Genomic DNA, 15,422 nt, shown 5'->3' with positions numbered 1-15,422 from the left:
ACGAAAAAGCCTTCGCCGTGCGTGGCGAAGGCTTTTTTTCATGGGCGCTACGGCTTGTTCGCGCTCGCTATCACTAAGCCGATTCGGGCCATCCACCGAACTTGGCGATCTCGTCCAGCGCAAGGCGTGCACGTGGCGCCTGCTCACGTTCGGCAAGCGCTTCGGGCAACGCCTCTGCCTCGCCATGATGCGCGATGGAGATCATGCTCAAAGCCTGATAGCGCTCGGGAATGGCGAAGGTATCGCGCAATTTCGCTGCATCGAAGCCGCCCATCGCATGGGCGGCGAGGCCGAGTGCATGCGCCTGCAACAATACGGCAAGACCCGCGGCGCCCGCGTCGTAACTCGCGCTTGGATTGATGGTGCCTTTGGCCGTGAGCGTGTCCGCAAGAACGGCGATGAGCACCTGCGCATGCGCGTTCCACGACTGATTGAACGGCACGAGCGTGGCGAATGCGCGCTCGAACGCCGCTGCATCTTGCCCCTTCTCGAACACCACGAAACGCCACGGTTGAACGTTATAAGCGGACGGCGCCCAGCGTGCGGCTTCCAGAACCGCGACTACCTGTTCACGCGCTACGGGCTGTTCTGCATACGCGCGCGGACTCCAGCGCCCTGCAAGCAGCGGATGAATGTCGATATCGGTTGGGGCGGGACGATGTGTCATGCGTTTATCTTCGATGGATATGACCATGCTTCATATGCGAAGCTTGGCAGTCAAGGGAATGCATCAAGTGTCGCCGATGCGCGCGGCATGGACAAGTCGCTTCAGGCGTTCATCTGTTCGAGATGCGCGAGCAGCTTCGTCACCATCCACACGACGGTAAGTCCAAGCAACACGAAGAACGCTGCAAGGGGCGCGAGGATATGGACCGATACGAAGCCCGCGAGTCCCATCATCACCGCCGATACGAGCAGCAATGCGCAACCGAGTATCGCGCTCGTCAATCCAGCAATGTGGGGAAACAGCGAGTTGCCCTTGGCCATCAATGTCGGATACATGGCGCCTGCGCAGAAGCCCATTACGAGGACCGGTAGCGCAAGCGTCCACACTTGCAGACCTATCGTCAACGAAAGCAATAGCATCACGATGGATGCGCCCGCCATGATCCGCGAGCCATACTTGAGCCGTTGTTCTGCTGTCGGCAGACGCAGGCTGTGAATACGGTTGGACAGGCCGCCGAGAAAGTACATCAAGCCGATGCCAAGCGCGAGGTAACCGAAGTAAGTCGGCGGCTTATGCAACGTGTTCTGCACCATGAAAGGCCCGACGATGTTGAACACGAGCAGAATGCTGTAGCACAGTCCTTGCGCAAGAAAGCAGCTCTGAAAAACCGGGCTCGACAAGACCTTGCCCGTATTCGCGACGAGCGTACGCAATTCGAGTCGAACAGGCTTGGGTAATGTCTCGCGATAACGCCACACGAGCACCCACATGACGATCGAATACACGAGCAGAAACACGAGACAGGCCTTCCAGCCGAACCACTCCTGCAAGTGCGCACCGATCACGGGCGCAATGATCGGCGCGAGTCCCCAAGCAATCGACATGTAGGTGAATGCGTGCAGCAGCGCCTGGCCTTTGAATGAATCGGTGATGATTGCCTTGGCGAGCAGATTGGTGGCCGCAATGCCGAAGCCCTGCAAACAGCGCGCCAACAGGAATGTTTCGAGGCTCGGCGCGACGAGTGACAGCAGACAGCCGACCGTATAGACGACGAGTCCGAAGGCCAGCACTGGCTTGCGGCCGTATGCGTCCGCTATCGGACCAAATACGAGTTGGCCTAGCGCATAAGCGGCCATGTAACTGGATACGCTCGACTGGATCGCTTGCGGCGAGGTATCGAAGAAGCGCGCCATCGCGGGCAGCGCGGGAACATAGATGTCGATTGCGAGCTGCCCTGCCGAAGCGAACAGGCATACGAGAAACAACAGATAGCGCGGCGAATTCGATACGCGCGCGACGGTACTGGTGCGGCTGGGAATGTCGGATGGCATGGAGGCGTCGGGAAGCGGGTGGCGATGTGCGATGGCATCGCAACGTATTGTGCCTGCATGAGCGGGATTTGGCGTAAATGTCCACTGCACGCGCGGGGATTGGTACGATCTCAGGCTCGAGACCATGAATGCAGCACTGAGGAGAAAGGAGCAAAAAATGCTTGAATTACGGCCCGGTTGCGAATGTTGCGACAAGGACTTGTCGCCCGCTTCATCGGAGGCATTCATCTGCTCGTTCGAATGCACATTTTGCAGCGACTGCACCGAGCAAGTGCTAAAGGGCACGTGTCCGAACTGCGGCGGTGAACTGGTGAAGCGTCCGCGACGACCGGCGGAGAAACTGGAGAAGAACCCGGCATCGACGAAACGAGTCTTTAATCCAGCGTGCCGTTGATTAGTTCGGATGCCGTATAAAATCGAGTTTGACGGTCAAAACTTGACCTTGATCTGAAAGCCGAGCGTGAACGGCAAGTCGCTCGAAGGAATGGGCGGAATGAGGATGATGTTCGCGCCCACGCGCTTATAGTCCACCATGATGAGCGGCGCGGCCACGGGGCCAAGCGTGTGATTGTGCCCAATGCCCCAGCGGCCGTAGTCATAACCGGAGATCAAGCCACCCATGGCTGCGAGCCGCACGAAGCCCCAGTGAAGGAACTCGGGCGCCCAGACGCCGCCGCCGTAAAACGAAGGCTTCGAGAGCGAGTTGCGGAAATAGCCGCCGGTCACTGCCCATTGCGGCGAGACCCAGCATTCCACGCCAATGCCGGGATTGAACTGCTCGAAGTGCTTATCGGGATGAACGTGATGCGAGCCGATCATCGCATCGATCCAAACGCCGTCAGAGCACAGCGCGGCGTGCGCCGACGGCGTCCAAGATACCGTGATGGCAGCGAGCGCCGCCGCACACGCGGCGCGAGCGAATCGGAAACAGAGTGGCCATGAGCGCATGATTTAGGCGTCTTATTTTCGAGATGAAGGTCGTCGCGAACTCTACCTGATCGTGCCATTTTCGTGTGATGAACTGACACGCACGTGACGAATGCGCACTTTCCTTTTTCGGAGGAAACTCGTTTTTCGCGTCGAGGAGATACAGATCGATGAAAGTTTGGAAAATCTTGCAAAGCGTCGCGCTATTCGCGTTGATCGCAACGAGTGGATGCACGCCGCTTGCGGTCGTCACGCACAGTGTGTCCGCGAATGAATCGAGCGTGCCGCCCGGGATCTATCAGTTAGATGCACATCACTGGAATGTGAGCTTCGACGTCGATCATCTTCATTATTCGCGCTTTGTCATGCGTTTCGACAAGACGGCCGGACAGCTCGACTGGAGCGCGGATGGCATGACGGGGAGCACGGTACATGTGACTATCGACGCCGCGAGCGTCAATACGAATGTGCCGTTGCTCGACCGGATGGTGAAGGGCCCCGACATGTTCGATGTCGCGCGTTATCCGAACATCGAATTCGTCAGCACCGGCTTCACGCGTACGGGCAACGACAAGGGCACATTGGCAGGCAATCTCACGATTCGCGGAACGACACGACCCGTCACTCTGGATGTCACGTTCAACGGGCATTCGGTCGATCCACTGACCAAGCTGGAAACGTTAGGCTTCTCGGCCAACGGTCATTTCAGCCGCGCGCAGTTCGGACTGACGACGTGGTATCCGGCAGTCGGCGACGATGTTCACGTCGCCATTCAGGCCGAGTTCGCAAAAGAGAAGCAGTGAAGCGCTGACACTTACGCCGCGGTCCAGTCGAGCACGACCTTGCCGCTGTTGCCCGAAAGCATGGTGTCAAACGCGCGCTGGTAGTCGTCGACGGGGAATGTGTGCGTGAGGATCGGCGAAAGATCCAGACCACTTTGCAGCATTGCGACCATCTTGTACCAAGTCTCGAACATTTCGCGCCCGTAAATGCCTTTGATCTCAAGGCCTTTGAATATAACCTGATTCCAGTCGATCGCAGTTTGCGCGGGTGGAATGCCGAGCAGAGCGACTTTGCCGCCGTGGTTCATCGCTTCCAGCATGGCGGTGAAAGCGCTCGGTACGCCGGACATTTCCAGGCCGACGTCAAACCCCTCGGTCATGCCGAGTTCTTGCATGACATCGCGCAAATTTTCATTGGAAACGTTGACCGCTCGCGTTGCACCCATCTTGCGGGCAAGTTCGAGACGATATTCGTTGACGTCCGTAATGACGACATTACGCGCTCCGACGTGCTGCGCAATGGCGGCGGCCATTACACCGATGGGTCCGGCGCCGGTAATCAGCACGTCTTCGCCGACAAGGTTGAACGAAAGGGCAGTGTGCGTCGCATTGCCGAAGGGGTCAAAGATCGCGGCGAGGTCGTCGGAGATATCGGGCGGAATTTTGAACGCGTTGAAGGCAGGGATCACGAGGTATTCGGCAAACGCGCCTTCGCGATTCACGCCAACGCCAACGGTGTTGCGACACAAGTGACGGCGACCTGCGCGGCAATTGCGGCAGAAGCCGCATGTGATGTGACCTTCGCCGGAAACGCGATCGCCGATGGCAAAGCCGCGGACTTCCTGTCCCATCTCGACGATCTCACCGACATATTCATGGCCGACGTGCATCGGCACCGGTATCGTCTTCTGCGCCCAGTCATCCCACTTCCAGATGTGGATATCCGTACCGCAGATTGCAGTCTTACGGATGCGGATGAGGACATCGTTATGTCCGACTTCCGGCCGCTTGACGTGAGTCAAGGTAAGACCGGGGGCGCGTTCGAGTTTGGCAAGTGCTTTCATTGTTGGTGTTCCAGGCGGTTGTGTCGCGGCGCTGCTTGTGACCGCGCCGTGCATCTGAAGGTCGGGAGACGTGTCCTGACTTTATGCGCATAAAGGACCCTGCGAAGCGTGAGTCCTAACCGATCACACCAAGCGAGCGGCCCACGCGCGCGAAGGCATCGACTGCGCGGTCGATGTGTTCGGCGGTGTGGGCGGCGCTCATCTGCGTGCGGATGCGCGCGCGGCCCTTTGGCACGACAGGGTATGAAAATCCGATCACATAAACGCCTTCGTCGAGAAGCGCGTCGGCCATCTTCGAAGCGAGTTGTGCATCGCCAAGCATGACGGGAATGATCGGATGCTCGCCGGGCACTAGATCGAAACCTAAAGCGGTCATCGCTTGCCGAAACCGCGCGCCGTTTTCGCGGACGCGTCGCCGGAGCGCGGCGCCTTCATCGCTATCCAGCAACTCAAGCACTTTCAGCGACGCAGCCGCAATGCTCGGCGCAAGCGTGTTCGAGAACAGATACGGCCGGCTGCGCTGCCGCAACAAGTCGATGATCTCCTGATGCGCAGCCACATATCCGCCTGACGCACCACCAAGTGCCTTGCCGAGCGTACCCGTAATGATGTCGATTCGATCGAGCACGCCGCAATACTCGGGCGTCCCGCGTCCGTTCTCCCCGATGAATCCAACGGCATGCGAGTCGTCGACCATCACCAGCGCGCCATAGCGCTCAGCCAGATCGCAGATGCCAGCAAGATTGGCGATGATGCCGTCCATCGAGAACACGCCGTCAGTTGCGATCAATTTGAAGCGGGCGCCGGCTGCATCGGCTTCCTTCAAGCGCGCTTCGAGGTCTGCAAGATCGTTGTTCTTGTAGCGCAAGCGCTTTGCCTTGGAAAGACGCACGCCATCGATGATGCTCGCGTGGTTCAACTCATCGCTGATGATTGCATCATCCTCGGTCAGCAACGTCTCGAAGAGCCCGCCGTTCGCGTCAAAACAGCTTGAGTAAAGAATGGCGTCGTCGGAGTGGAGGAACTTCGCGACTTGTTGTTCCAGCGCTTTGTGTACCGTTTGTGTTCCGCAAATAAAGCGAACGGATGCCATGCCAAAGCCATCTGCTTCAAGTCCGGCTTTTGCGGCATCGACCAAGCGAGCGTCGTTCGCAAGACCGAGATAATTGTTCGCGCAAAAATTGAGGACGGTGCTCCCGTTGGCAAGGCGGATCTCCGAGGACTGCGGGCTAGCGATGACCCGCTCGCTTTTGTAAAACCCGGCGGCGCGAATCTCGTTAAGCATAGTTTGCAAATGGGAGAGGTATCGGTCTTTCATCGGCATCTTTCCAGTATCCGGCTGTTCGAGAGTAGATGCAGACCAGCCAAGCTCGGCCACACCTTTAGCCCTGTTATAGTTCATTCATTGCATTGGACAGGTTCGGTATTTCGAACCGATTTCCAATATATCGAACACTCTAAGGGAATGCAGCGTTCATGACAAGTTCTGTCACAAGCGGCAAGGCCGGTGATTCCTCAGCCAGCGGAACTGCGCCACCGCGCGTTGGCGAGCAGATTCAGCGTCTACGCAATGAAAGGAAATTGACACTCGATGACTTATCCAGGGCCGCTGGCGTTTCGAAATCGATGCTATCGGAGATCGAGCGGGACAAGGCCAATCCAACTATTGCCGTGGCGTGGCGGCTAACGAACGCACTGGGTATTAGCCTCGATCAGCTATTTGCGCAGCAGAAGGCCGGTGACGTCATACGCGTTGCAGGTCCGCATGAGATTCCGACGTTGAATGGTGATAACGGCGGCTATCAGCTTCGCGTGTGGGGACCGATTGAGCTGGCTGGAAAATTCGAATGGTACGAGCTCACGTTGCACGCGGGTGCGGCGCTCATCTCGGACGCGCATGAGCCAGGCACGCGGGAGCATTTGACCGTGTTAAATGGCGCGATCGAAATCGAAGCATCAGGTGCTGCGAAGCGACTGAAGGCGGGGGAAACCGCACGTTACGCTGCCGACGACGGTCATGTCATTAGGAATGTCGGGCGAGGCGAAGCAAAGGCTTTGCTCGTGGTTATACATGGGTAATGGCCCGACTCGCGAGTCTGCGGTTTTCCGCGAGCAGGTGCTCCGCCTCTCCTCCAGCGCACAGCAACGGTGGCATGGCACTTCTTTATGCGCATAAATTTCTGGCGCGTCCTGCGAAGACGTAGCATCCGTCTGCGTCGCGCGGCCGCCTTACGTGACTCGCCGCGCACTCCCACGCAGGACTGAACCGCCCATAAGCGAAACCGCACATACACGCAAGGCGACTGGCGAGACCCTACTTTCATGGCGGCAAGTACTGTATATTTATACAGTACAAAGACCAGTCGGAAGGGGCGAATCATGGAGTCGAACGGCGAGCATCTCAGCAGGAAGCAGTTTGCACGTGCGGTACAAGATCTGGACCGCATTACGCGACAGATTGCGGGCCGATACATCGATCTGGGCGTGCCGTTGACCTGGCGTTTGCTGCACGCCATCGAAGCGGAAGCCGTGGCGGACCTGGGCTTCGCTGGCCGGCACGAGGCTGCGTTGCGCGAACTTTTTGCCCGCCCCGACGACTTCCATTTCCCCGAAACCGACGACGTGGTCGATGTCGCCTCTTCCGACGCTTTGCCGGCAGTATTCGCATTCGCCGTCGACGCCTACGAATGCGCTGCACGACAAGGCCGACCGCAACTGGCCATCGCCGCACACTGACATGCGAGCGATGCACGCCGCACATCGCTAGTCATCAGGCGGCAAAGTCCGCCGCCATGTCCGCATCCGTGCGCGCCATAAGTCTGCCGCTGCGGCAGGCCAAGCGGAACGCGTCGTAATCTTTTTCGACTTGATCCGCATAGGAGCTCGCGTATCGGACGAGCACTTCCGCCATGCGATCACCAGAACCCAGATAGCCGGAAATCTCAAGCGCGCAGCCGCTTGCCTTGGCATGCGCGCGCGCGAGCGCCCAGCCGCATAGCGACGCGTATCCGCGAAAGGCCTCGCCGCTGAATGTTTCGAGGTCGGCGGATATTTTCATGTCGCGCAGTTGGCGAACATAAAGCGGGCGTCCAACCGGGCCTGACGCCCAGCCTAGAAAAGGATCGCTCGCCGCCTGCATCAGGCGTTGCCCGTGAACGATGCGATGCCCGTCGTGCGTATGTTTCGTCGCGCCGACGTAGCGCGCCACCACGGACGTCGATGCCTCTTTCAACTGCAGGAAGAGCGCCTTACCAAGATGATCGGTAAGCAACAACACGAAGCATCGCGTTCCGACACTTCCCACTCCAACCACTTTGAAAGCGATGTCCTGAAGCGCGAATTGCGACAAAAGCGCGGCGCGCTCGGATGTCAGCGTCGAAACGTAATCGCGTATGAGCGGAGTCAGGATCGTGTGCGAATCGCCTTCGAGCTTCATCCACTCGTCGTCCTCGTCGACGAGCGTGCTTGCGCCACGAATATGAAAGATCGCGGGCGGCGCGTCGCGAATTCGCCAGGCATCGCCCGATCGATCGGCGAGCTTCGGCAGCAGCTTTTCATGCGTGCGCCGGCTCGCGCGTTCGCTACCGCGCTTGATCCGACGTTTCACGTCTTCGTTTTGCACATCGTCGTACATCCTGTCGAACGTAATTCGTTCGTACCAAAGATCCAGCACGCCCATCTCGGCATACTCGCGCATGTGCTGCTGATAGCTCTGGGCCGCTTCGAAGCAGAGTGCTTCAGAGCCCGCACGCCCGTGGCCCAGATGCCTGCCCGCGACCGCCACGCTCGCGACGAGTCGCTTGACGTCCCATTCCCATGGACCTTGTGCGGTTTCGTCGAAATCGTTCAGATCGAATACGAGCGCACGCTCAGGCGTCGCGAACCCGCCGAAGTTTGATAGGTGGCAGTCACCGCAGATTTGAACGGTCAATCCACTCGAAGGTGTACTAGCCAGATCGTGCGCCTGAACAATCGCGCTGCCACGAAAAAAAGCAAAGGGCGATGCCAACATGCGGCCGTATCGCAGCGGAATCAGCGCAGGGACGCGACCCATGCTGCTTATTCGCAGCAACTCGATGGGATCGCGATCGATGTCGCCGACAGCCTCTTGCGTGCCTCGTGGTGTTCGCTGACGCGCGGCACGTCCGCTAGCCCGGCGTTCCTGCCACGTCGACGTCGATTGCCCCGAGTCTGATGCGAAGCCTTCGCCCATGGATCACCTCTCGTTATTATTCGAAGTACGTCACATCGAAAACAGTAGTCGACGATTGCAAACACCGCTACAAGACACTTCACCACACTTATCCTGAAGAGTGCCCTTGACGGAATCAGTCCGAAGTCCGACGCTGTTCGCAACGCAACATGACGCTTAGAAGCGCACTTTGAACACCATGCCGAACACTACCGATCTCTTCGACCAACAGCGCGCCGACTGGCAAGCGGACCCGCATGCTGCTTTCGATGCGTGGCTCGCGCAACAGCAGTTCCGGGCATCGTCGGCTGATGTCTATCGGGCGCAATGGGGCAACTTTCTTGAATGGCTCGCGGCCAGGCGCACAACGCTTCATACGGTGCAGCGACCGGTCATCGAGCAGTTCGTCTCTCAACTCGAGATTCGGCGGCCACAGCGCATGCGCTATCTACGCTTGATCGAACGCGTGCTGGATCACGTGCGCGAGATCGAATCGGCGTCGACGAATCCGGCTCGATTCATCGCGCAGGACGGCGAGGCGGCGTGGCGCAAGGCACGCGACAACGAGCCGACCGGCTTTCTCACGCATGACGAACGCGGCTTGCTGATCGCGCGACTCGATGCGCCGCTTGGCGCTTTGTCGAGTGTGCAGCGGTGGCGCGAGCTTCGCGATCGAGCGCTCGTCGCGGTGTTTCTAGGCGCAGGGGTGAAGACCGGTGAGGCGGCGCAACTCACTATCGATTGCTATGCGCGCGGCGCGCCGTATGTCACCGTCGACGCCTCGAATCCCATGCTGATCCGGCAGGCCCGGCTCGCGCCTTTTGCCGTCGATGTGCTGGATCGGTGGATCGACGAACGAAAGGTCGCCGGACTCTCGGGCGCGCTGCTCTTCCCGGCCGCGCCCGCCGGTCGGCCGATGCACAAAGCGACCATGCTGCGCGCCATCGATGCGGTGGTCGCAGCGGCGGGAATCGCCGAATCACGCGCCGCGCGCGCGAGCCCGCAAACGCTGCGCAATACCTATGCGGCCGAACTTTTCGAGAACGGCACGGACCCTGAACGCGTTGGACAATGGCTCGGATTCCAGCAGATGATCTCGGTTCATCGCCTGCATCGGGCGTGGCAGGACTGGATGGGTGAGCAAATACGGGAGCGCGATATGGCCGAGGCTTGCGGGCAAGACGGGATGGAAGATCGGTTCATCGATCCCGAAAACTCTCACCTTTGACCTTCGATACCCGCGTGCGGGCTAATCAGCCTTCAATCGCGGGGCTTCGATGAATCCTTCAATTGCGGCCAGCTTCGACGCGGCGGCGCCCGAAGTGCGCTCGCAATTCGGACAAGAGAGCTCGAACTCGTCTTCGTGACGCTGCAGTTCTGGCTCGCCGATTTCGCAGGCCGGGCACGCGGTGGGGGTCACGAAATACGCATCGACCTGGGTGCCGAGCGCCGCCAACTCTTCGGGGTTCAGTCGGCCGTCCTGGGCCATTGACGCCAGCAATTTGCCGATCTCGGCGCTCATGCCCGCTCTGACGCGATGCGCGTCTCGCTCGCGAACCAGGGCATCGATCTCGTCCGACTGCGTGCGGACCTGCGATTCCAGCCGATCCGCGCGGCCCCTCGCGGCGCTAAGTTGTTGAATGAATTCGAATTCTTTCTGACCTGCTTCTCGCGTGCCGGCCTGATACGTCGCCGCCATGCCGCGTAACGCATCCAGTTCGACGAGCATGGGCTTGACCCGGCGCTCCGCTTCCTTGACTGCATCCTTGATCTGCTGCGCGTAGTGCTCGCTATTTCGACGCGATTCGTCCTGAAGCGCATCGATGCGTTCGCGCAGCCGCGCGCCATGCGCTTGCTCTTGCAAAAGACGATCGGAAAGGGACCCGTTTTCCTTTTCCAATCGCGCGATGACTTCACGCAGGCCTGTCTGCGCATCGATCTGCTGCTCACGGGCCACTCTCAAGTCGGCTTCAAGATTTGCGATTTGCGCCATCGCCGTGTCGAGATGCGCTTTTGCTTGCTGATGCGCTAGCTCGATCGCTTCCCTCCGGATTTCGGCCTCGCGCGCTTGCATTTGAGCCGCGCTGACAGTGGCATCGACTTGCGTGCGCTCGGCATTCAGCTTCGAGCGGGCTTCTTCTTGCGCATGTACGAATAGTTCCGTGAGCAGCTCGCCAGCGCGCTCCTGTAAGGCTGCAGGCAGCCCGCCGGCATCGATTCGTACGCGCATCGACGAGCGCACGGTGGACCAGAACGCTTCAATGTCTTTGGGAATGTCGCCAGCGCTACCCGTCTGCGTGAACTCTCGGACCGTCGTAACTGACGGACGAACGCCAAGATCGAAAAACAGGCGCTTACACGCGTGCATGGACAAGTCCTGCCTGCGTGCGCCTGACGCCCTCATCTGTTCAATTTCTTCGCGCAAGGACTCGCGAGTCGCCATTTTCATATAAATTTCCAGCGCATTTGTATCGAACGGTACGTTTTACGTTTTGAGCGTTATACGGCAGCAGATCCACTCGAGTCAAGAGTTGTCGATGTGCGGTGGCACCGACTGAGTACTGCAAATCTTAGTGCTTTGAACATCAGAGCGTGAAACATCCTTAGCTTTTCCATCTATCATGTTGATATTCTTGAATAATTTCTGCTGCGACTGGCTTTTGCGAGGTTTCACGTCGTACAGAGCCGGGACGGATCGTTTTGTTTAGAGCCAGATGCTCGCGGGGCTCGTTTGAGAGTAATAAAAGTAAACACCTTTGAAACCTTGTTAACCCTGTTAACGCCTTGGCAAAGCCTTACTGCATAAGGCTTTCCAGGCCGTCGGGTGAGATGTTTCAGGATAGAAGGTGAAGCTATTCGGGACACTCTGGTGATGTCCTTCAGGGCCGTACGTGAGGACTCGCGGGAGGCTTGGTGAGCGGATTCAGGGAGCCCGTTTTTGATGTAGGTGAGATTTTCCGGGGGCCTAGTGCCTCAGTTCTCCCGCCATGGTTGGATTGTGGTCGAAATCCTCGATCAACCGAGGTGAGGCTTATCGGGATCGGCCGATTGGTGTTCGTCACCGGATAAAACGGGTCGATTTTACCGATAGGTGAGGTATTTCAGGCGCCAAAGTGTTCGTGCGGTGAGACTTTGCAGGACCAACAGCCATAAAACGAGCGAAATCGGACCCCGAAGCCTTGGAGGTGAGGCTTTACGGGGAGAGGTGAGGCCAGAGACACCGCCACGTTTTGTGGAATGCTTCCCTTGAAGCGGGCCAAAATAGGAGCGGTGAGCTTTTACGGGGGCCTATTCGTGCCAAAATCCAGCCTCATTCCCGCATTGGCTTGCTCGACGGAAAACAACTTCCTTTGTCCTACTCCGAAATAGCGTGACATCGCTGAACTCGGTTGAAACACCTCATCTTCAGAATACCTTCTTTAAACAATGAGTTAGCACAAGCGCATGGGTTATGCCGGCGTTAGGGTGAGAGTATTCGGGACCTCGACGCGATAAGGCAGCGCTCAAGGAATATCTTCTAGGGTGAGAATATTCGGGATCGGGCATTCGTCACGTAAGCCTTTCCAGCCGTCTTCGGAGCCTTATAGGGCGAGTCCCCAGCAGACGTAGACCGCAAAGGTGAGCTTTCTCAGGAGCTTCAAGTGAGCCTTTGCAGGACCGAAACGCGCCCCGAATTTTTTTTCAAGGTGAGCCCTTTCGGGATGCCAACACGCATGAACCAAGACGGCGTCTAGAGACGGCTTTGCTCACGTTTGTCCTATATTCCGCTTAAGGTGAGGTATTACAGGAGCGTTTTGAAGTTCGTCGACTTAAGGAGATCCACATATGCCCTTTTTCTGTTGCTTTTGGCGACGATCGTCATCCCAAATGAACGCGTCGTGCATGTGCGACACGCCATTTTTGGGGAAAATTTTTTTCGGTGAGATTTTTCGGGACCTGTGCCGCGATGCCGTGATGCCCCCTGGCGCTCGCCGCTCCCGTTTACCCGCGTGGCTTCTGGGGATGGCGCCTGACGCTCAAAGGTGAGTGGTGAGAGTTTACGGGACCGCACCGCAGTGAGCTTCCGTTCGTTCTCGTACTTCACCCCAAACGGTGAAGGCCACCCCGTAGACGTTGATCACCGCACTCGGTATGCTGCTGGCAATCCCGATACTGTCCGACGCATGGCAACCAAACGCGCAAAGAAAACCGATGTTGTCAGCCCGAGCTCGGCTGAGTTGCGCAAGGCGGTCGAAGCCATCGCGATTCAACCGAAGAGCGGCAAGATCACGCTGCTTACTCGCAAGCTCTTTAACGTTCTGCTCGCCGTGGCGCAGCAGGCGGACGAATCTGGCGACACCTACCGCGCGTTGCTGTCCGACATTGTCGCGAATTCCGCATTCGATTCAAACGATACTGCGCTGGTCAAGGAGCATCTGCGTCGCATGGTGTCGGTGCAGGTCGAGTGGAGCACGGGCACGTCGAGCCAGAAGCCCGGCCGCAAGTGGGGCATCTCGACGCTCATCGCCGACGCGGAAATTCTCGAGGACCCGACGACGCGCCGCGTATGGGTCGAATTTTCCTTCGCTCCAAAAATCAAAAAGAAGCTGCTCGATCCGGTGCAGTATGCGCGTCTGAGCCTGCAGTTCCAAAGCCAGTTGCGCAGCAGCGCGGGTCTTGCGCTTTATGAAATATGCGTGCGTTATCTGACCAACCCCAGCCATCTGACGATGCGCGAAACGTGGGAGTGGTGGCGGCCGATTCTATCCGGCACGCCAGATACCGAGGCTGGAGACGAGGCCAAGCGAGAGTACAAGTATTTCAAGCGCGACTATCTTCGTCCCGCAATCGCGGAAGTCAACGCCGTCACCAACATTTTCGTTGAACTGGTGGAACATCGAGAGGGTCGTCGCGTCGCCGAGATTCAGTTCCGCGTCACGGAGCGCAAGCAGCCGATGCTGGCGCTCGACGAACATCCGAACGTCTTCGATAGCACGCTGGTCGACAGGATGGTAAAGATCGGCATTCCGTTGAAAGAGGCGCAGACGCTGTACGCCGACAGCGAGGAAAATCGCATTCGGGCGGCGTTGCAGATGACCGAGCAACGGTTGCGCAGCACGACGCTTCCGCCTATCAGAAGCGCGGCAGCGCTGTTCAAGGACGCGCTCAAGAAGGGCTACGCGCCGCCGCTCGAAGCGCTACCGCCGGCAACGGCCAGCGGCGCGCCGCGGTCGACAGCGGGATCGGCATCCGGCGCCGATGATCTCAAGGCACGCTTGCTAGGCGAGTTTTCGGCATATAGAAGGAAGGAAGCGCGTGCGCTCTACGACGAGCAAGGTGAGCGGGAACGGGAGCTGGCGCGGCAGAGTTTCGAAGACGACGTGTTGCCGGAACTCGGCACGCATATGCGCGATGATTGGCGTAAGCGCGGCCTCGATTCGAAGCTGGCGGAAACGTCATTTTTCGACTGGCTGGCAAGGAAGACGTGGGGCGAGCCTACCGACGGGGATTTGCTCGCCTTCACACTTAGCCAGACGCGCGCTAACTGAACGCGTCTGGCAGTGGGCGGACGCTGTTATTTCTTCTCTTCGTTGAACTGAAGCATGGTTTCGATCTGACGCAGCAGTTCATCTCGTCGATCCCGCGACAAACCGCGCAACCGCAACTCAAGGCGATCCTCGCCATATGACTTGAGATCGCCGACCGCGACGCCGTCCAGTTTGATCTCCATTCGTTGGGCATAGCGTTGCCGACCGGGTGGCTTGGGCACTTCTTGTCCGCTTGCGCGTCCCTTCACGATATCCGCAACTTGTCGCGTGCTCAGATCATCCGACGTGATCTTGTTGATGAGGCGCAGCGTGGCATCGCTGCCACGCGCCGAGTGGTAGCGCGTGATTTGATAGGCCATGTTCGACCCGAATCGATCAGGCCGAGCGACCATTTCCTGCATGACGTTTTCAGGAAGCTTCGCAACCGATAGCGCGACTGCGATAGTAGATTCGTCTAGCCCAAGATGGTCGGCCAATTCTCGTTGGCTCTGGAAATGTTGCTCGTCCAGAAAGCGTCGCCAGACGACGGCATTATCGAAGACGGTTTGCGAATCCCGCTGAACGTTTAGATCGTAGCCAAGCTTGTAGCTTTGAATTCCAATAGGCAGGTCGACGACGATCGCTTTGACGGTTTCCTTGTTGGCTTCCTTGAGCGCACGGACGCGACGGCCACCGTCGCTTACGAAGAAGGTCCCAGCGTTATCGTAGTCGGGGATGACGTGGATGGCCTGCTGCTGTCCCTGCCTTGCAAGGTTGACGGCTAGCTCCGCGATTGATGCTTTCAGATAGAAATGGCGCGGATTAAACGGGCTTGCTTTGATCGCCTTTAGCGGCAACTCGATGACCTGCCCAGCCGTGTAGCGGTTCGCCCGTCGCCACGCGCGAAACTGCTCGGATTCGGTGCTGACCTCTGCGTCGGCCTGCTCGTCGG

At 58.4% G+C, this 15,422-nt stretch carries 13 protein-coding genes and 1 pseudogene; 6 read left to right on the top strand and 8 right to left on the bottom strand.

Annotated elements, in window-relative coordinates; all coding sequences use genetic code 11:
• Positions 1-73: 73 nt before the first annotated feature.
• Positions 74-667 carry a nitroreductase family protein gene (locus ACYQ47_RS06355; protein WP_459904787.1) on the bottom strand — a complete coding sequence of 198 codons (594 nt, stop codon included), beginning with the start codon at positions 665-667 and terminating at the stop codon, positions 74-76.
• A gap of 101 nt (positions 668-768) precedes the next feature.
• The gene (locus ACYQ47_RS06350; RefSeq protein ID WP_244828984.1) at positions 769-1,998 is read right to left on the bottom strand and encodes a multidrug effflux MFS transporter; all 1,230 of its coding nucleotides are present in this window, start codon (positions 1,996-1,998) and stop codon (positions 769-771) included.
• A gap of 157 nt (positions 1,999-2,155) precedes the next feature.
• Here ACYQ47_RS06350 and ACYQ47_RS06345 point away from each other — a divergent pair, with 157 nt between their 5' ends.
• Positions 2,156-2,392: a DUF1272 domain-containing protein gene (locus tag ACYQ47_RS06345; protein ID WP_244829738.1), complete on the top strand. Its 237-nt coding sequence runs from the start codon at positions 2,156-2,158 to the stop codon at positions 2,390-2,392.
• A 35-nt stretch (positions 2,393-2,427) separates the two neighbouring features.
• Here ACYQ47_RS06345 and ACYQ47_RS06340 read toward each other — a convergent pair whose 3' ends face one another.
• Positions 2,428-2,946, bottom strand: a complete 519-nt coding sequence (locus tag ACYQ47_RS06340) for a hypothetical protein (RefSeq protein ID WP_459904784.1) — start codon at positions 2,944-2,946, stop codon at positions 2,428-2,430.
• A 149-nt stretch (positions 2,947-3,095) separates the two neighbouring features.
• Here ACYQ47_RS06340 and ACYQ47_RS06335 point away from each other — a divergent pair, with 149 nt between their 5' ends.
• A complete protein-coding gene (locus tag ACYQ47_RS06335; RefSeq protein ID WP_459904783.1) occupies positions 3,096-3,728 on the top strand; it encodes a YceI family protein in 633 nt (210 codons plus the stop codon).
• A gap of 11 nt (positions 3,729-3,739) precedes the next feature.
• On the opposite strand, the gene tdh is transcribed toward ACYQ47_RS06335, so the two are convergent.
• Positions 3,740-4,771 carry an L-threonine 3-dehydrogenase gene (gene tdh, locus ACYQ47_RS06330; RefSeq protein ID WP_250509749.1) on the bottom strand — a complete coding sequence of 344 codons (1,032 nt, stop codon included), beginning with the start codon at positions 4,769-4,771 and terminating at the stop codon, positions 3,740-3,742.
• Positions 4,772-4,886: 115 nt separating this feature from the next.
• Positions 4,887-6,089: a glycine C-acetyltransferase gene (locus ACYQ47_RS06325; protein WP_459904782.1), complete on the bottom strand. Its 1,203-nt coding sequence runs from the start codon at positions 6,087-6,089 to the stop codon at positions 4,887-4,889.
• 158 nt (positions 6,090-6,247) lie between these two features.
• Between ACYQ47_RS06325 and ACYQ47_RS06320 the strand changes: the two genes are divergently transcribed.
• Positions 6,248-6,850: a helix-turn-helix domain-containing protein gene (locus tag ACYQ47_RS06320; RefSeq protein WP_250466360.1), complete on the top strand. Its 603-nt coding sequence runs from the start codon at positions 6,248-6,250 to the stop codon at positions 6,848-6,850.
• 300 nt (positions 6,851-7,150) lie between these two features.
• Entirely contained in the window at positions 7,151-7,507 is a 357-nt protein-coding gene (locus tag ACYQ47_RS06315) for a DUF2471 family protein (protein ID WP_250493021.1), read from the top strand.
• Between the two features lie 34 nt (positions 7,508-7,541).
• On the opposite strand, the gene ACYQ47_RS06310 is transcribed toward ACYQ47_RS06315, so the two are convergent.
• Entirely contained in the window at positions 7,542-8,984 is a 1,443-nt protein-coding gene (locus ACYQ47_RS06310; protein WP_250509750.1) for a DUF2252 domain-containing protein, read from the bottom strand.
• Positions 8,985-9,162: 178 nt separating this feature from the next.
• On the opposite strand from ACYQ47_RS06310, the gene ACYQ47_RS06305 reads away from it, so the two are divergent.
• A complete protein-coding gene (locus ACYQ47_RS06305) occupies positions 9,163-10,191 on the top strand; it encodes a tyrosine-type recombinase/integrase (RefSeq protein WP_250466365.1) in 1,029 nt (342 codons plus the stop codon).
• A gap of 21 nt (positions 10,192-10,212) precedes the next feature.
• Here the strand turns inward: ACYQ47_RS06305 and ACYQ47_RS06300 are convergent, their stop codons facing one another.
• Complete coding sequence (locus tag ACYQ47_RS06300; RefSeq protein ID WP_459904780.1) at positions 10,213-11,331, bottom strand: DNA-binding protein; 1,119 nt, start codon at positions 11,329-11,331, stop codon at positions 10,213-10,215.
• A gap of 1,795 nt (positions 11,332-13,126) precedes the next feature.
• On the opposite strand from ACYQ47_RS06300, the gene ACYQ47_RS06295 reads away from it, so the two are divergent.
• Positions 13,127-14,491, top strand: a complete 1,365-nt coding sequence (locus ACYQ47_RS06295; protein WP_459904779.1) for a RepB family plasmid replication initiator protein — start codon at positions 13,127-13,129, stop codon at positions 14,489-14,491.
• A 26-nt stretch (positions 14,492-14,517) separates the two neighbouring features.
• Here ACYQ47_RS06295 and ACYQ47_RS06290 read toward each other — a convergent pair.
• Positions 14,518-15,390 (bottom strand): annotated as a pseudogene (locus ACYQ47_RS06290) (ParB/RepB/Spo0J family partition protein); the annotation flags it as partial.
• Positions 15,391-15,422: the final 32 nt, after the last annotated feature.

The sequence above is a fragment of the Caballeronia sp. HLA56 genome, assembly GCF_054655155.1.
Note: the sequence above shows the minus strand (reverse complement) of the source record. Positions and strands in the feature narration are given on the sequence as shown.